This window comes from Trichlorobacter ammonificans, assembly GCF_933509905.1.
Lineage (GTDB): Bacteria > Desulfobacterota > Desulfuromonadia > Geobacterales > Pseudopelobacteraceae > Trichlorobacter > Trichlorobacter ammonificans.
This window is the reverse complement of record NZ_OW150024.1, coordinates 712,459-729,980: the sequence shown is the minus strand read 5'-3', so window position 1 is coordinate 729,980 and position 17,522 is coordinate 712,459. Positions and strand designations below refer to the sequence as shown.

General features: G+C 59.6%; 18 protein-coding genes. 17 read left to right on the top strand and 1 reads right to left on the bottom strand.

Annotated elements, in window-relative coordinates:
• The first annotated feature begins 3 nt into the window (after window positions 1-3).
• The 15 genes from RAK07_RS03280 (at window position 4) to RAK07_RS03210 (ending at window position 13,768) form a co-directional block, all read left to right on the top strand.
• Window positions 4-1,170, top strand: coding sequence for a DegT/DnrJ/EryC1/StrS family aminotransferase (locus RAK07_RS03280; protein ID WP_305731422.1), 1,167 nt, complete (start codon window positions 4-6; stop codon window positions 1,168-1,170).
• A complete protein-coding gene (locus RAK07_RS03275; RefSeq protein WP_305731421.1) occupies window positions 1,145-1,747 on the top strand; it encodes an acyltransferase in 603 nt (200 codons plus the stop codon). The genes RAK07_RS03280 and RAK07_RS03275 overlap by 26 nt, the downstream gene beginning before the upstream one ends.
• A gap of 12 nt (window positions 1,748-1,759) precedes the next feature.
• A complete protein-coding gene (locus tag RAK07_RS03270) occupies window positions 1,760-2,935 on the top strand; it encodes a glycosyltransferase family 4 protein (RefSeq protein ID WP_305731420.1) in 1,176 nt (391 codons plus the stop codon).
• Window positions 2,932-3,909, top strand: coding sequence for a hypothetical protein (locus RAK07_RS03265; protein ID WP_305731419.1), 978 nt, complete (start codon window positions 2,932-2,934; stop codon window positions 3,907-3,909). The genes RAK07_RS03270 and RAK07_RS03265 overlap by 4 nt, the downstream gene beginning before the upstream one ends.
• Before the next feature lie 81 nt (window positions 3,910-3,990).
• Window positions 3,991-4,917, top strand: coding sequence for a glycosyltransferase family protein (locus tag RAK07_RS03260; RefSeq protein WP_305731418.1), 927 nt, complete (start codon window positions 3,991-3,993; stop codon window positions 4,915-4,917).
• A 99-nt stretch (window positions 4,918-5,016) separates the two neighbouring features.
• A complete protein-coding gene (locus tag RAK07_RS03255; RefSeq protein ID WP_305731417.1) occupies window positions 5,017-5,958 on the top strand; it encodes a hypothetical protein in 942 nt (313 codons plus the stop codon).
• On the top strand, window positions 5,945-6,931 hold the full coding sequence (locus tag RAK07_RS03250; RefSeq protein ID WP_305731416.1) for an NAD-dependent epimerase/dehydratase family protein: 987 nt from the start codon (window positions 5,945-5,947) through the stop codon (window positions 6,929-6,931). The genes RAK07_RS03255 and RAK07_RS03250 overlap by 14 nt, the downstream gene beginning before the upstream one ends.
• A gap of 2 nt (window positions 6,932-6,933) precedes the next feature.
• Window positions 6,934-8,076: a DegT/DnrJ/EryC1/StrS family aminotransferase gene (locus RAK07_RS03245; protein ID WP_305731415.1), complete on the top strand. Its 1,143-nt coding sequence runs from the start codon at window positions 6,934-6,936 to the stop codon at window positions 8,074-8,076.
• Between the two features lie 3 nt (window positions 8,077-8,079).
• On the top strand, window positions 8,080-8,844 hold the full coding sequence (locus tag RAK07_RS03240) for a glycosyltransferase family 2 protein (RefSeq protein ID WP_305731414.1): 765 nt from the start codon (window positions 8,080-8,082) through the stop codon (window positions 8,842-8,844).
• Entirely contained in the window at window positions 8,845-9,654 is an 810-nt protein-coding gene (locus tag RAK07_RS03235; protein WP_305731413.1) for a glycosyltransferase family 2 protein, read from the top strand.
• Window positions 9,635-10,414 (top strand): glycosyltransferase family 2 protein, encoded by a 780-nt coding sequence (locus tag RAK07_RS03230; RefSeq protein ID WP_305731412.1) that lies wholly within the window; start codon window positions 9,635-9,637, stop codon window positions 10,412-10,414. The genes RAK07_RS03235 and RAK07_RS03230 overlap by 20 nt, the downstream gene beginning before the upstream one ends.
• The gene (gene waaC / locus RAK07_RS03225) at window positions 10,414-11,478 is read left to right on the top strand and encodes a lipopolysaccharide heptosyltransferase I (protein WP_305731411.1); all 1,065 of its coding nucleotides are present in this window, start codon (window positions 10,414-10,416) and stop codon (window positions 11,476-11,478) included. Before RAK07_RS03230 ends, waaC begins: the two co-directional genes overlap by 1 nt.
• A complete protein-coding gene (locus RAK07_RS03220) occupies window positions 11,472-12,098 on the top strand; it encodes a DUF4254 domain-containing protein (RefSeq protein ID WP_305731410.1) in 627 nt (208 codons plus the stop codon). The genes waaC and RAK07_RS03220 overlap by 7 nt, the downstream gene beginning before the upstream one ends.
• Entirely contained in the window at window positions 12,095-13,189 is a 1,095-nt protein-coding gene (locus RAK07_RS03215) for a glycosyltransferase family 4 protein (protein ID WP_305731409.1), read from the top strand. The genes RAK07_RS03220 and RAK07_RS03215 overlap by 4 nt, the downstream gene beginning before the upstream one ends.
• A gap of 81 nt (window positions 13,190-13,270) precedes the next feature.
• A complete protein-coding gene (locus tag RAK07_RS03210; protein ID WP_305731408.1) occupies window positions 13,271-13,768 on the top strand; it encodes a ferritin family protein in 498 nt (165 codons plus the stop codon).
• Window positions 13,769-13,849: 81 nt separating this feature from the next.
• On the opposite strand, the gene RAK07_RS03205 is transcribed toward RAK07_RS03210, so the two are convergent.
• Entirely contained in the window at window positions 13,850-14,365 is a 516-nt protein-coding gene (locus RAK07_RS03205; protein WP_305731407.1) for a peptidylprolyl isomerase, read from the bottom strand.
• A 244-nt stretch (window positions 14,366-14,609) separates the two neighbouring features.
• Between RAK07_RS03205 and RAK07_RS03200 the strand changes: the two genes are divergently transcribed.
• Both RAK07_RS03200 and RAK07_RS03195 read left to right on the top strand, forming a co-directional pair.
• On the top strand, window positions 14,610-15,782 hold the full coding sequence (locus tag RAK07_RS03200; protein ID WP_305731406.1) for a vWA domain-containing protein: 1,173 nt from the start codon (window positions 14,610-14,612) through the stop codon (window positions 15,780-15,782).
• 79 nt (window positions 15,783-15,861) lie between these two features.
• A complete protein-coding gene (locus tag RAK07_RS03195) occupies window positions 15,862-17,469 on the top strand; it encodes a hypothetical protein (RefSeq protein WP_305731405.1) in 1,608 nt (535 codons plus the stop codon).
• Window positions 17,470-17,522: the final 53 nt, after the last annotated feature.

Here is a 17,522-nt window from a genome sequence, read left to right as displayed (position 1 = left end):
TCCATGACGCAGGACAACAGCAGGAGAAACGAGTTTCTTGTCTTCGGCTCACCACGAATCGAAGATGATGAAATCGCGGCGGTATCCGCATGCATGCAGAGCGGCTGGCTTGGTACCGGCCCCAAAGTTGCACAGTTTGAAGAGGAGTTCAGGGCCTACAAGCGTGCGTCCCATGCCGTGGCCGTGAACTCATGCACCGCAGCCCTGCATCTCAGCATGCTGGTTGCCGGGCTCAAGCCGGGAGACGAAGTCATCACGACGCCACTTACGTTTTGCGCTACGGTCAACGCCATAATTCACGCGGGACTCACGCCGGTACTCGCCGACGTTGAACCGACCACCATGAACATCTCACCGAGCGAGATCGAGCGACGCATTACCCCCCGCACCCGTGCCATCCTTCCGGTGCATTTTGCCGGACGACCATGCGACATGGACGCACTCATGACGATTGCCCGGCGTCATAAGTTGAAGGTTATTGAGGATTGCGCTCATGCCATCGAAACAACCTATCACGGCCAGCCAACCGGCTCATTCGGTGATTTTGGCTGTTTCAGCTTCTATGTCACCAAAAACATCGTGACCGGCGAGGGAGGGATGGTCCTCACGCGCAACGAGGAGGATGCCGCCCGTACGAAAATGCTGGCTCTCCACGGCATGAGCAAGGATGCCTGGAAACGCTTCGGGGACGAGGGATATCGCCACTATTATGTCCAGGAGTGCGGTTTTAAGTACAATATGATGGATATCCAGGCAGCGATCGGACTTCAGCAGTTGAAACGCATTGAAGAGTACTGGGGTATGCGCGAACGTATCTGGCAACGTTATAACCAAGCGTTCGCCAAGCTGCCGCTCACCCTTCCGGCGCCCGTGGCGCCGGATATTCGGCATGCGTATCACCTCTACACAGTCCTTGTCGATCAGGAACAGTGCGGTATCAGCAGGGACCAGTTTTTGAATGCGATGACGGCAAGCAACATCGGGGTCGGCGTGCACTACCTGAGCATCCCGGAGCATCCGTATTATCAAAGCACCTATGGCTGGCGTCCGGAAGACTATCCCGCTGCCATGAGAATCGGTCGCCAGACCGTGAGTCTGCCTATTTCCGCAAAACTCACCGACCAGGATGTGGAGGATGTCATACATGCCATTACTGGCATCCTTCCGTAAAAAACTGCGCAGGCTCTGCGCGGAGCTTGAATACCGGCGCGTCTATTGCTCCGGCAAACTTCTCGGTATCACGTCGGTTGTCGCTTATCTGCGCAATCCGGATCCGACCATTACCATCAGGCTACTGCGGGCTTTCGGGGCGACGGTCGGCATGCACACGACATTCAAACGCGGGATCATCATCGACAACGCATTTGAGGATCAGGCATCAACCGGCGATTTCAGCAATCTTGTGGTCGGCAATGACTGCTACATCGGGGATGCTGTCTACTTTGACCTCGCGAACAAGGTGATTATCGAGGACACCGCTGTCATATCGGGACGAGTCTCCTTCATCACCCATGCGGACTGCAACCGCTCGGTCTTTTTGAACACCATCTTTCCGAGAAAATGCGCCGCGGTGAAAGTCTGCAGGGGGGCCTGGCTCGGTTTTGGCTGCACGCTGCTTGCAGGAGCTGAGGTTGGCGAGAATACCCTGCTGGCTTCCGGTGCGCTCCTGAACGGTCACGCCAACTCCTACTGTGTCTATGCCGGTGTTCCTGCAGCCTGCAAGCGCAAGCTCGAGAAGGTCGCGTAAGGACGGAACCGTATGAGGGTTTTGCACTCGTTCCATACCTATTTGAAGACAACAGAGAACTGGTGCTACAACCTGATCGCGAACCTCCCTGACACGGAATGCGTCATTGCCTCGAAGCGTTTCGAAAAGTGCAATTTCTACAATCCTCGCTTCACTTATCTTGAATTCCCACTACGGCCCGCAGAGCCGGCCACCGGTGGCTGGCTGGAAAAAAGATACAACAAATTCGTGCGCAGCATGCTGCGGCACTGGTATCCGGCCTATGTCGGCCGGCATGCGGGGCAGGTCGACCTGCTACACTCTCATTTCTCCTTTGTGGGATGGGAGTACCGGAAGCTGGCCCGACAGCTCGGGGTTCCCCACGTTGTGTCCTTTTACGGCTTTGATTACGAGTGGCTGCCCCACAATGAGCCCAAGTGGGTGGCACGCTATGCCGCCATGTTCGATGAAGTCGATTTGTTTCTCTGTGAGGGAAACCACGGAATGAAAATTCTCCAGACCCTCGGTTGTCCGGAGCATAAACTAAGGACTGCCCGACTGGGCGTCGAAACGGGACGGATTCCTTTTGTAAGGCGTCGTAAATCCCCGGGCGAACTCAAGCTGGTGCAGGTAGCGAGTCTTACCCCGAAGAAGGGGCATTCTTTTACCGTCAGGGCGTTTCTTGCTGCGCTTTCTTCGTGTCCCGGCATGACGCTGACGCTGGTTGGCGGAGATGCGGAAGGACTCAAGGCGGAGTTACTGCGTATAATTCCCGGGGAACTGCTGAATACCCACATAACATTTATCGACAGGATTGACTTCTCGGAGTTGCATGCGTTCATGGAAAACTACCACGTGTTCATTCATCCGAGTTGCTATTCGGACGACCGCGACTGCGAAGGAGGGGCGCCGGTTGTCCTGCTGGATGCCCAGGCGACCGGTATGCCGGTAATTGCGACAAACCATTGCGACATCCCCGAAGAAGTCATTGACGGGACAACCGGCCTGCTCTCGGACGAAAAAGATGTCGCCTCACTGGCTGCGTCCATCGAACGTTTCTACTTCATGGGACAAGAGGAGTTTGCAACCTTTGCCGACAATGCCCGTTCCCATGTCGAGACGCAGTACGACGTGACCCATAACGCCAGGCTGGTACGCACCATCTATGACGAACTCGTCGAACATCATGCCGGAAGGTCGACCGTATGAGCGTAAACAAGCTGTCCGGACATTGCGCAGCCCGGTATTTCGATTTCCAGCTGGCCCGCGCCAGAAAGTTGTTTTTGAAGCTCGCCTCCCGCCATCTGGGGATAACTATCACTCGAAAACAGTACTACGGGCGCCCCATAGCAGACAAGGAACGCGGAAACAAATTAATCTCAGATATGATCGTCTCCGGCAAGCCGTTCATGATCACCAGGCTCGGTTCCGTAGAACTTGGCTGCATGGTCGGTTTCCTCAGCAAGCAGATTCTTGGAAAACAAAAGTATGAAGATAAAATTGTCGCCGCCATGGTGAATAATGCCGGCTTTTTTCCGGGAGACGAGGAACGTCTGGACCGTTTTTGCAGATTGATGCTCGAGGACATGGCGCTGATCGACATCCTTGGGGTATGGAATATCAACCTGGAGGACTATCTGGTCAAGGAGTTCTGCAACCAGTCTGCCAGCCTGGTCACACTAGGAGCTATTGATCCTTTTCACGTTGACCTTCCCTGGAGCTCATTTCTGGAAAACAGGAAAGTTCTGGTTATCCACCCGTACGGCTGCTCAATACGAAACCAATACCAGAAGCGGTCACTGCTTTATCCCGGCACCTCCATTCTGCCGCAGTTCGACCTGAAGGTCATAACGGCCGTACAATCGATCGCCGGTACTGAAACTGAATTTGCGGACTGGTTCGAGGCCCTCGGAGCCATGCAGAACGCCATTGCCGACACGGACTTTGACATTGCTCTGATCGGGGCTGGTGCCTATGGCCTACCGCTCGCAGCCTACGTAAAAAGCCTGGGCAAGCAGGCGATTCATATGGGCGGCACCCTGCAGTTACTTTTCGGAATTATGGGAAAACGATGGGACACCTCTGAGCATGCCACGAAATACTACAATGAACACTGGACTCGGCCGCTTCCCAGCGAAACGCCCGCAGGGGCAGCCAAGGTGGAAAAGGGGTGTTACTGGTGATGTTTTTCATGCAAGAGGCAACCGGGCGCTTTTCACTGTGCGCAGTGTATACCTGCCATCCGGATCACTGAACCTACTCATATGAGCGACCAGGCTCCATATACCCCTGCTCCTATCGCCCTGTTCGTCTACAACCGGCCGTACCACACACGACAGACGGTGGAGGCCCTGCGTGCCAACCCGCTTGCTTCGTCAAGCGAGCTGTTTGTGTTTTCTGATGCTCCGCGCTCCGAAACGGACTGCGCTACCGTTGCCCAGGTCCGCTCCTATCTTCATACCGTCAGTGGCTTCAAAAAACTCACCCTTATTGAACGCACAAAAAATCTGGGGCTGGCGGACTCGATTATCAGTGGTGTTACCGACATTGTCGCCCGTTTCGGCAAAATCATTGTGCTGGAAGACGATTTGGTGACCTCTCCCTATTTTTTGCAGTACATGAATGAGGCGCTGGAAATCTATCGAGATGAAGAGCTGGTCATTTCCATTCATGGCTACGTATATCCCCTGAAAGACCAAGTACCGGAGCTTTTTTTCATTCGTGGGGCAGATTGCTGGGCATGGGCCACCTGGAAGCGGGGATGGGATGTTTTCCAACCTGATGGTGCGCTTCTGCTGCAGGAACTGCGTCAGCGGAAGCTCGAAAGGCAGTTTAATTTCGAAAACTCCTATCCATACGTCAAAATGCTTGAAGCTCAGGTCCTTGGTAAGAATTCTTCGTGGGCGGTACGCTGGTATGCTTCGGCTTTTCTGGCCAACAAGCTGACGCTCTACCCCGGCCGCTCACTCGTCAAAAACGTAGGATTTGATGATTCCGGAACACATTGTGGCCTTGACACCCGATTTGATGTAGAGTTATCCGCAACTCCTATCGCTATGAAACGGATAACGGTCCACGAGTGTGGCCAGGCATTCATCGCATTTCGAAATTTTTTCAGGAGCATCAGACCTGGTTTCTGGCAGCGCCAGAAAAATAGTATCCTCAAGCGGATTAACCGTATGCTCGGCTAGAGTCGCACCGCACGCAGGCAGGTACCTACATGGCTGTATCCGTGTTTTTCCTACTACCTGCACCCTGTAGTCTCTCAATCCCCGGAGGGAAATGAAACTGTGCTTACATTCTGCACGCTTTTCGACGCCAACTACCTAACCCGCGGTCTGGCACTCTATCACTCGCTCCGTACGCACAGCGAAGCCGCAACACTCTATGTCTACTGCTTTGACAAAGAGGCTCACACCATGTTGAGCCGCCTGGCCCTGCCCGGACTGGTACCGGTATCTCTTGAGGAGTTCGAGACCCCTGAGCTGTTGGCGGTCAAGCCGAACCGCAGCCGCGGCGAATACTGCTGGACCTGTACCGCCCATACCATCCGCGACGCCCTCACCCGTTTCTCCCTGCCGGCGGTCACCTACCTTGACGCCGACCTGTTCTTTTTTCAGACTCCCGCGCTGCTGTTGGACGAATTTCAGCGGGCAGAAGCTTCGGTCCTGCTGACTGAGCACCGCTACACTCCCCGCTACGACCAGTCCGCTGCCAGCGGCCGTTACTGCGTGCAGTTCATGACCTTCGTGGCCGACCCGCGCGGCCTGACAACGCTGGACTGGTGGTGCGACCGGACCCTGGAATGGTGCTTCAACCGTCATGAAGATGGTAAATTCGGCGACCAGAAATACCTGGACGACTGGACGGAGCGGTTTTCCGGCGTCCATGTGCTTCAGCATACCGGCGGCGGGGTGGCCCCTTGGAATGTCCAGCAGTACCGGATTGGCCCAGGGCCGTCGGTAAACGGCGAACCGGTGGTATTTTACCATTTCCACAACCTGACCTGGTGCGCGGACGACGTTTTCCTGCTTGATCGCTACCGTATTTCGCGCGGAGCCGTGGATCACCTCTACCGCCCCTATATGGCCGCCCTCCGGAACAGCCTGCGCGAGGTACGCGCCCTCTTCCCCGACTTCAGCCGCGGCCTGTCGACGGAACCGCGCAAGCGGCTTGCCCCCTGGAAACGCCTGGAACATCGCCTGAAAGGAAAACACCATGTCCTTCGCTGACGCTCAGATCCTGATAACCGGCGGAGCCGGCTTTATCGGCAGTAATCTCGCCATCCGCCTGGCCGGGCTGGGAGCCAGGGTTACGGTCATGGACTCCATGCTGCCGGGCTACGGCGGCAACCTGTTTAACCTGGAGCCGGTCAGGGGGCAGATCGCCGTTAATTTTTCCGACATGCGCGACAGCCACAGCCTGGGCTACCTGATCAGGGGCAAGGATTACATTTTCAACCTGGCCGGCCAGGTAAGCCACCAGGACAGCATGCACGAGCCGCTGATGGACATGGAGATCAACGTCAAGGCGCAACTGGTGCTGCTGGAGGCCTGTCGGCACCACAACCCCGGCGCGGTTATCGTCTACGCCAGCACCCGCCAGTTTTACGGTACGCCGGAGTACCTGCCGGTAGATGAGCGCCACCCGATCAATCCTCCCGATGTCAACGGCATCAACAAACTGGCCGGCGAGCAGTACCACACCCTGTACAGCCGGGTGCACGGCATGAGAACCGTCTCGCTGCGTCTGACCAACACCTACGGCCCCCGCCAACTGATCCGGAATGCCCGCCAGGGGTTCATCGGCTGGTTCATGAACCGCGCCGTCACTGGCAGCCCCCTGCAACTTTTCGGCGGCGGCGATCAGGTGCGCGACTTCAACCATGTGGATGATGTCGTGGAGGCCTTTCTGCTGGCGGCCCGAACTCCCTGCTGTTATGGCGACTACTTCAACCTGAGTGGCGAGAAGGCCGCGTTGTATGAGGTGGCGGAACAGCTTATCGCCGCCAGCGGTCGGGGCAGCGTGGAAAAAATCCCTTTTCCGGACGAGCGCAAAAAGATCGACATCGGCAGTTTCTGGGGTAATTCAGACAAGTTCAGGGCGGCAACCGGCTGGTCGCCGCAGATATCCCTGGAGCGGGGGCTGGCCGATACCGTCGCCTATTATCAGGAAAACTGCCACCATTACCTGGAGGATGCGTAGACATGCAGGTTCCTTTTTTTGACATCGGCCGCCTGAACGCCGAGCTCGAAAGCGAGCTGCTGGCGGCAGCCGCACGGACCCTGGGCAGCGGCTGGTATATTCTGGGCACCGAGGTACAAACCTTCGAGCAGGCAATGGCGGAAAGCCTGGGTACGAGCGTCATGGTTGCCGCCTGCAACTCCGGTACCGACGCTCTGGTCCTGGCACTACTGGCTGCCGGGATCGGTCCGGGACACGAGGTGATCACCGTTGCCAATACCGCCATTCCCACGGTTGCCGCCATCTGCGCCACCGGGGCGACGCCGGTCTTCGTGGATGTCGATCCCGACACCTGGCTTCTGGATGCGACTCGCATCACGGCGGCGCTTACCCCGGCCACCAAGGCGGTCATTGCCGTGCACCTCTACGGTGCCATGGCCGACTGCGCCGCCATTCAGACGGTCCTCTGCGCTGCCGGCAGACCGGATGTGGCACTGATCGAGGATGTCGCCCAGGCCCAGGGGGCGGAGCTGGGGGGCAGGAGGGCCGGCACCCTCGGCCGCTTCGGCGCATTCAGCTTCTATCCCAGCAAGAACATCGGGGCCCTGGGGGATGGCGGTGCCGTCTGCGCCGGCGACCGGCATGACGGTGCCGTACTCAAGGAGCTTCGAAACTACGGCCAGCGGGATCGCTACCATGCCTCGACCCCGCGCGGGATCAACAGCCGCCTGGATGAAATTCAGGCGGCGCTGCTTCTGACGAAACTGCCCCACCTGGCGGAATGGAACCGACGCAAGGCCGCCCTGATGGAGACCTACCGCCGGAGCCTGGCCCACCTGCCACTCACCTTCCAGGCCGTCACCGACGGCTGCAGGCCGGCTTGGCACCTCTGCGTGGTTGCCTGCAGCGACACGGCAACGCGGGATGCGCTGCAGCAGCACCTTCAGGCAGCCGGAGTCCAGACGATCATCCACTATCCGATACCCTGCCACCTGCAGCCGGCATTCGGCCGTGCCCGCTCAACCGGCCTGCCGGTGACCGAATCCCTTGCCGGCAGAATTCTGTCGCTTCCCTTCAGCCCGGTGTTGACGGAGTCCGAGCAGGCCTATGTTATTCAGCAGGTAGCCGGCTATTTCTCTCGTTCTTCAAGCCATTGTGCTTTATAGAATATGACGCGAACCGACACAAATATCTCCGTCACCATTATCACGCTGAACGAAGAACAGGCGATCGGTGCCTGCCTGGCAAGCGTTGCCTGGGCTGACGAGGTCATCGTGGTCGATTCCGGCAGCAGCGACCGGACCGGGGATATCTGTCGCAGCTTCCCCAATGTCCGCTTCATGCACCAGGACTGGCTGGGGTACGGCCCGCAGAAGAATTTTGCCCTTGCCCAGGCGTCGCACCAGTGGATACTGTCGCTCGATGCCGATGAAACCGTCTCTCCGGAATTGCAAGAAGCGATCAAAGACGCTCTGCAGGCGCCGTCTCAGTGCGCCGGTTACCGGATCGGCCGCAGGAACTTCTATCGTGGCCGATGGATCAGACATTCCGGCTGGTGGCCGGATGAGATCATCCGCTTTTTCAAAAAGGATGCAGGACAGTTCAACAACCGTATCGTGCATGAGTCGGTGGAGCTCTCGGGGCCGGTGGGCAGACTGACCGGTACCATTGACCACCGCTCATTTCACGCAGCGGAGGATTTTCTGGAAAAGGCCCGGCGATATGCCATCCCAGGTGCACTGCAGATGCATGCCGCAGGCAAGCGGGGCAGCGCACTGCTGGCCGTAATCAAGGCAACGGCAGCCTTCATCAAGAGCTACCTCCTGAAACGGGGCTTTCTCGACGGCCGTGCCGGCCTGCTGATCGCCGTTTCCGGTGCGGTCGGTGTTTTCTACCGCGTTATCAAACTTGCCGAACTTGCCGAGGAAGAGTAGATGGCACAGCCGTCATTGGCAGTTATCATCTCAACATACAATTCGCCGGACTACCTGCGACGGGTACTTGCCGCATATGCCCTGCAGACCGTTTATCCCGACGAACTCCTGGTGGCGGATGACGGCTCAACAGATGAAACCGCACAGGTCATAGCCGAATTTACCGCACAGGCACCATTTCCGGTACGACATGTCTGGCATGAAGACCGTGGCTTCAGGCTGGCGGAAATCCGCAACCGGGCAATAGCCGCGGCTTCCGCCGATTATCTCGTGTTCAGCGATGGGGACTGCATCCCGCACCCCTGCTTTGTGCAGGACCATCTGCGACTGGCCCGCACCGGCTGGTTCGCTACCGGCAAGCGGATGCTGGTGGGACGGGAGCTATCACCGGCGTTTTGCTGGTCAGGCTCCCTGGAAGCAGCAAAACAGTGCCTGCATGGCAGTCTATCGGGAGGCCATCATCTGCTGCGTCTCCCCTGGCTCGTGCATGAACGAAAGGGAGTCATGGGGCTGCGCGGCTGCAACATGGCCGCGTACCGTTCAGACATGCTCGCGGTCAATGGCTACAATGAAAAGATTGTCGGCTGGGGGCGGGAGGACTCCGAACTGGTGGCACGGCTCTTTGCCTACGGACTCCGCAGGCGCGAGGCCCCCTTTGCCGCCATTGTCTTTCACCTGTGGCACCCGGAAAACAGCCGTACGAACCTTCAGGAAAACGACCGCTTACTGCAGGAAGCACTCGCTTCCGGGAGCTATCGCTGCGCCTGCGGCATCCACAAGGACGAGTGCCATGATCAAACTCCCGGGTGACAACGGCGCAGCTTCTCCCCGCCTCAGCATCATCACGGTGGTCCGCAACGACGCCGTCGGGCTGCAGCGTACTTTGGCCAGCGTTTCCCGCTGGAAGGGGGGACGCACCGAGTACCTGATAATCGACGGGGCCTCCACCGACGGCACGCTGCAGGTTGTCGAAGCGTACCGTGCGCTCGTCGACCACCTGCTCAGCGAACCGGACAACGGCATCTACGACGCGATGAACAAAGGGATCGCGCTGGCCCGCGGCGACTTTCTGCTCTTTCTGAACGCCGGCGACGAACTGTTGGTGGATCCCGAGGAACTGCTTGACGGTTGCGGCGACACAACGGTACTGGTCTACGGCAGGGCCAACATGCGTAATCCCGACGGTTCGCTGAGTTATGTCAAGGGCAAACGCCTGAAGAGCAACTTCCGTTTTTTCAAGGGAATGCCGCTCTGCCACCAAGCCATCCTGTACCGCCGCGAAGCCATGGTTCCCTTCGACACCGCCTTCAGAATCATGGCCGACCGGGTGAGCACCTGGCAGCTCCTGCGGCGCTACGGCCTGCGCCGCAGCCGTTTCGTGGACCGGATCATGGTGAACTATTACGAAGGAGGGTTCAGCGGCAGCCTGCCTCCGTCCGTCTGGCAGGAAGAAGAGGACCGCTTCTATCGCCTGGCCGGGGTTCCATGGTACCGTTACAAGAAACAGGTGAACCGGCTGTTCAAGGAGCGGGTGCGTATCCCCCTGAAACGGCTGCTGAAGAGAGACTGATGCGTATCCTGATCATCAAAACCTCGGCCCTGGGGGACGTCATCCATGCCCTGCCGGTGCTGGATTTCCTGAAGAAGATCGCGCCGGACGCCACCATCGACTGGGTGGTGGAGGAGCCGTTTCTGCCGCTGGTGGCCCATAACCCGCTGATCGGACAGGTGCATGTCATCAGGACCAGGGCTTGGCGCAGGGCACCCGTTTCCGAACAGACGCGCCGGGAAATTTCCCGGCTGCGGCAGGCGCTGCACTCGGCCCGCTACGACCTGGTCTTCGACCTGCAAGGCAACCTGAAGAGCGGCCTGGTGGCCTGGCTGACCGGCACCGCTCCCCGCGTCGGCTTTGCCGCCGACGCCGTTCAGGAAAAACTGAACCTGCTCTTCACCACCCGGCGCATACCGTTCAGGCCCCAGGACAATCGGGCGGCAGGACGCTACCTGCGTATTGTCGGCGCTCCCTTTGAGCGCGACTATGACGGCCTGGCACTGGCCACCACCATCGCTGCGGCGCCCGAGGACGAAGCCACGGCAGCGACCTATCTGGCCGCTCTGCCTGAGGGGCCGAAGGTCATGCTGCAGGTGGGGACAACCTGGGAGACCAAGTACTGGTACCCCGAAGGCTGGGTTGAAGTTTCGCGACGTATTCTGTCTGACAACCCGTCGACAACGCTGTTGATCAACTGGGGAAGCCCACAGGAAAAGGAGCTGGGAGAACGGATCATCGCCGAGGTGGGCTCCGCGGTCAGGCTGCTTCCCTGGTTCAAAATCAAGGAGCTGATACCGGTCATTCAACGGATGAACCTGGTGATCGGCGGCGATACCGGCCCCATCTATATCGCCGGAGCGGTGGGGACGCCGACCGTCTCGCTCTACCGTGCCACCCGTGCGGAGCTGTACGCTCCCGCCGGTCCCCGTCATCGCGCCATCCAGGCACCGCTTGACTGCAGCGGGTGCGGTCGCACCCGCTGCGAGCGGGACCAGGAGTGCCGGCGCAGCATCACCGCCGATATGGTCGCGGATGCCGCCATCAGCCTACTTCACGAAACGAGGACGCCGAACCGATGCTGAACACTCTCAAACTTACCGACCTTGAATCCGCCTTTGACCGTGCCATCGCACACTGGCACGATAACGACGCCACCTTTGACGTGCTGCAGGGGGCCGTGAACCCGATCGCCCTGGAGCTGGCCTGGCGGAACTTTCTGCTCTGGCACGAGGAGGACAAGGCGCGACGCACCGATATTGACGACAGTGCCATCGCCACGGTCAAACGAGCCATCGACCGCCTGAACCAGCAGCGCAACGATCTGATCGAGAAGTTGGACGAAGCGATCCTGGCGGAGCTTTCCAAGTCCGTGCCGGAGCCGGCAACGGAGGCGATCAACTCGGAGACGCCCGGCAGCATCGTGGACCGTATCTCGATCATGTCGCTGAAGGTCTATCACATGGATGAGGACAGCCGCCGCGACGATATCGACGACGACCACCGCCAGCGTTCCCGGCACCGCTTGGCAGTGCTTCGGCTGCAACGGCACGATCTGAATGTCGCTCTCGGCCAGTTGCTGGACGACTACCTGGCCGGAACGAAACGGATGAAGCTGTACAAGCAGTTCAAGATGTACAACGACCCGGCTCTGAATCCGGAACTGTACCGGCAGAAACATACAGTCGCCGGAAGAACGGAATGACGGCAGCCCCCCAACGGAGGCTCACGATCCTCCAGGTGATCACCCAGCGCCGTTTCTCCGGTGCCGAACGGATCTGCCTCACCCTCTGCGCCGATATGCAGCGGCGGGGTCACCGGGTGCTCCTGCTCTGCAAACCGGCTGGCGGCATGCCGGAGGAGGCCCGCAAGCTGGGGATCGAGGTACAGACACCGCCCATCGCCGGCAAGCTGAACCTGGCGGCGCCGCTCTTCATTGCCCGCGCGGCACGGGAGTTCGGCGCCGACCTGATCCATACCCATCTTTCCAGTGCCAGCCTCTGGGGCAGCCTGGCCGGCCGCCTGGCCGGCATTCCGGTGCTGACCCATGTCCACGCCCTGAACACCTGGCACTACTACCGCTTCGGGAACCGGGCCATTACCTGCTCGCAAGGAGTCCGGCAGCACCTGCTCAAGCAGGGAGCCGATCCGCAGCGGGTAACGGTGGTCTACAACGGCATTGACGCGAGTCGTCTGAATGACGTCATCAGCGGTCCCGATGCCCGGCGGATGCTGGGGCTCTTGCCGGATCAGCCGGTGGTGGGGTGCGTGGCGCATCTGTCCGAAAAAAAGGGTCAGAAGTACCTGCTGCAGGCCGTGGCGCTGCTCAAGGAACGGTTCCCCCGACTGGTCTGCCTGCTGGCCGGCGAGGGGGAGCAGTTCGATGAATTGCGCCGTATGACCGGCGAGCTGGGCATTGCCGACCAGGTTTGCCTGCTGGGCTTCCGGGAGGATGTGATATCGGTCATGAATGCCATGGATGTGGTGGTGCTCCCCTCCATCGCCAAGGAAGGACTGGGGCTGGCCCTGGTTGAAGCGGCATTGCTGGAAAAGCCCACCATCGGCAGCAACGCTCCCGGCATCGATGAAGTCATTGAGGATGGCGTCACCGGCCTGCTGACCCCGCCGGGCAATGCGGCGCTCCTGGCGGAAACGCTGGCCCTGCTGCTGGACGATGCCGGGTTGCGGCATCGGATGGGGCATGCGGGACGCTCACGGGCGCTTGGGCTGTTTTCCATGCAGACCATGTGTGATCGTGTTGAAACGGCCTACGGTGACCTTATCCACCATACCTGAGGTGTTTTTTGTCGGTTGACCGGTCCGTTTTGCCGGCTATACTTTGTGGCACATCTACCCCACCGACAGGAGGAGAACGCCATGGGCAGGGAATATTCGCTGGAAGATGCATTAAAGCTGGCCATCAAGGCCGAAAAGGACAGCATGGACTTCTACCGCCGCGCCGCTTCGGTGGCAAAGGTCGAGCGGACCCGCAAGGTACTGGAAATGCTGGCCAACGAAGAGGTGGCCCACCTCAAGCATTTTTTTGAGCACTACAAGGGGGGCGAGTTCGGCGATCTGAAGAGCTACCTGGAGTCCCCGGTGGACACGAAGAATCCCACCTACATGAAACTGGAAAAGGCGATCAGCGAGGATATGGGCGAGCAGAGGGCCCTGGAGCTGGCCCTGGCCGAGGAAAAAGAGTGCATCGGCCAGTATACGCAACTGGCGGCCGGTGTGGTGGACCCGGTGGTGAAGGCCGTTTTCGAGCGGGTGGTCAAGGAGACCCAGGGGCACTACGATCTGATCGAGGCCGAGTATGCACACCTGATGGGGATGGTCAACGACAGCGACGTTGCCACCTATGTGCGGGAGTAGCCTCTCCTCCACGCCCCACAACGAAAGCGCCCGTCAGGCCGATGGCCGGACGGGCGCTTGTGCGTCAACAGTTGCAAAACACTATTCCAGAATTTTCGCCGAGACGATGGTGATCGGCTCCAGCGGTACATCGCTGTGGCCGTGGAGCGAGCCGGTCTTGACCTGGCGGATCTCGTCCACCACCTCAAACCCTTCCACCACTTTGCCGAACACGCAGTAACCGAAGTCGTCCTGCCGCTTCCCCTTGTTGTCCAGGAACGGGTTATCCACCGTATTGATGAAGAACTGGGAGGTGGCCGAGTCCACCAGGGCAGTGCGGGCCATGGCTACGGAACCGCGTACGTTCTTCAGGCCGTTCTGCGCTTCGTTCTTGATGGCGAACTTGGTCTTCTTCGGCTGCAGGTTGGCATCGAGGCCGCCCCCCTGAATCATGAAATCCTTGATCACCCGGTGAAAAACCAGACCGTCGTAGTAGCCGTCCTTCACATACCCCAGAAAATTCTTCACCGTAATCGGCGCTTTTTCCTTGTTCAGCTCAAGGGTGATGTTCCCCTTGCTGGTTTCGAGCAGTACCCGCGGGAAATTCTCGTCTGCCATTGCTGCCTCCTGATCGTGCTGATGAAAACGTGGGCGAAGCTTAACACATCGACCGGCAACAGAAAAGGAATTTACGGTTTTTGACAGTATCGGCCGATTCCGCTACCCTGTCACACATAACTTTTGATTCCCCCTCCCTCCCCCTTCTGGGAAGGGAGTCCGCAACTACTCCTCCCCCAGCGGGGGAGGCCGGGAGAGGGGAGCATGACAGCGAAAGAGCAGGGGGTACACGATACTAGCCGCCATGCGCACTCTTCAAAACGCCATCATCCGCCTGCTGAAACAGAAGCCGTTCTACGGCCACCTGCTGCTGCACCTGCGCCGGGAGCCGCTGGCGGAGAGCGGTAAAAGCGCGGCCCTGACCATTCGTGATGGTCTGCCGGTGCTGGCCGTGGCGGAAGACAGCTTCACCGTTCTGTCATTCACCCAGCAGGAGGCCCTGCTGGAGCATCTGCTCAAACATCTGCTGCATCTTCATCCCCTGCGCCGGCGGGGGCGCAACCGGCACGACTGGGACGTGGCCTGCGACCTGGCCATCAACCCCTCCATCGACGGCCTGCCACCGGGAGCACTGCTGCCGGAGCATTACCGGATGGAAACGGGGCTTTCGGCTGAGGAGTACTACGACCTGATTGTCCCCCCCTTCGACATGGGCAACCTGGAGGGGAGCGGCTTCGGTTCGGCGGAACGGGACACGAACGGTGCCGCCGGTGCGGGCAGGGGCGAGAACCTGCATGACGCCGTCACCCTGGACGACCATGCCCCCTGGCAGGATGCCGACAGCACGCCGCTCTCCCTGGCGGAGGAGATGGTGCGCAGCATGGCCCGTGATGCCTTGCGGGGGAGCGACGGCGAGATGCCAGCCGACCTGCGGGAAGTGGTGAACGGCCTGCTGCAGCCGGCACCGATCCCCTGGCGTCAGGTACTGCGTCAGTTCGTCGCCGCTGCCGGCCGTACCGGCCGGTGCAGCACCTGGATGCGGGAGCACCGCCGCTTTTCCCACCAGACTCCCGGCATCCGCAAGAAACGGCGGCTGCACCTGCTGGTGGGGGTGGATGTCAGCGACTCCACCAACATCGTGGAACTGCGGGACGCCTTTGCCGCTGAATTGCTCAACCTGGCCCGGGGGCGGGAGTGCAGCATCACCGTGCTCTACGCCAACAGCCGGATTCAACGGATCGAACGGTTAAGCGGTGCCTCCTTCGTCGCCCAACGCTACGACGGCGGCGGCTTCACCGATCTGCGGCCGGTTTTCGACTACGCCCACACCCTCCACCCCCGCCCCGCCGCCGTCATCTACCTGACCGACGGCATCGGCCCGGTGCCGGAGCAGATGGCGTTTCCCACCCTCTGGGTGCTGACGAAAGAAGGGGAAAAACCGGCCCCCTGGGGGGTGGAGCTGCGGCTGACGGTTTAGCCGCTAATCCGTTGACACCGGCCATTTATGCGCTCTATCATGCTTTTCGCCGACACAGAAACAAAGGGGTACCCCTCCCATGAAAACACTGCTCCGCTCCCAATCCGGCATGTCGATGCTGAACCTGATCATCCTGTTGATGCTGGTGGGGGTCGTTACTGCCGCCGGTGCTAAAATGTTGGGACCGCTGGTGCAGCGGGGCAAGATCAATGAAACCAAAACCACCATTAACAGCGCGGTGGATGCGATTATCAGTTGGTCGCTTTCCCGGGGTCATCTTCCCGGTACGACAGCGGAATTCGCCGAAGCAAGCAGCAACCAGTACGACGCCTGGGGGCGTCGTTTACGCTACCTGTACGACAAGAACCTTACCGTTGCTCCCAGCAGCAACGCCATCTGCAACTACACCTCCACCGGGCTGACCGTGAACGGCTCCGCCAACATCGCCTTTGCCGTCCTCAGCCTCGGCGACGACTATACCGCCCAATCATCCTGGAAAAACGCGGCCATCGACAGCGATGACGCCAAGTATCTTTACCCGCTGCACGACGGCCTTAACGGGGCTGTGAACAATGCCATGCTCACCTCGCCAGACCTCTACCGCCTCGTCACACTGGATGAGCTGAAAGCCCGCGTGGGGTGTTTTGGGCAGACCGGGGGACGGTTGCGTATCGTGAACAATGAACTGCCATCCGCCTGCTCAGGGGCATCCTATAGCGCAACACTCTACGGAGACGGTGGTGTCCCGGCATACACGTGGGCCACAACAACCACCGGTTGGACCATCGATGCCAGCGGCAAATTATCGCGCAGCTCGGCGCCTGTTGCCGGCGAAACCCTGTCCGTCACCCTCACCGACTCCAAGGGGACAACGATCCAGCGCTCCTACGGTCTGAAAGTTGACACCTGCGGGTCTCCCCCCGGCACGCCCAATACTCCGATCGTCTTCAATCCGCCCACCCCGGGCGTGGTCACCGACAACTGGAACGGCGGTACGCCGGAGGACCAGGGCACCAACAACACCGATGCCCCCAGCGGAAAGTTCAACATGACCGTGGTTGATGGTACCCTGAGTGCCATCAGCGTGCGGAACGGCACCACGGCAAGCTGCATCTGGTTCCAGCGCCCCCTCACCCTGACCGGCAAAAAGCTGCGCGCTTACTACCAGTTTGCCTACCAGGAGGGAACCGGCTTCACCTTTGCCCTGGTGCCGGCACTGGGGCGGACCACGATATCGAGCTGCGACGAGAACGCACGCACCGGCTTCGGCACCGGCATCCCCGGCAACCCGATCATCGGTGCTGAATTTCTCGTGAATGATGTCAATGACGGGGTAGGACCGGGCTCAACCTGCATTGCACTCAACCAGAATGTCTGCACTGCAACGGGCAGCGGCATCGACAACTGGGCAACCGGCAGCACCATCTACTACGTGCGCATTGAACTCGATGCCACCGAGACAACGAACCCCGCGTACAAGATCTGGATGACCTCAAATGCAACCCACAAGACGGTGCTGAAAGATCTTTCAACCGCCTACACCGGATCGCTCACCCCAATCACCAGAACACTCACCGCCGCGAACCTTACCGGCCTGAGCAGCTTCTTCCTGGGCTTTACCACGGGGCAGCATGGTAACGACCGCGTGAATATGACGGTCGCCGATCTAAAGTTTGAGCTGCATTGAAAGTGTCGCAACCGACAGCACCGTCATCTCCCTCAAGTACGGGGCATCCAGTG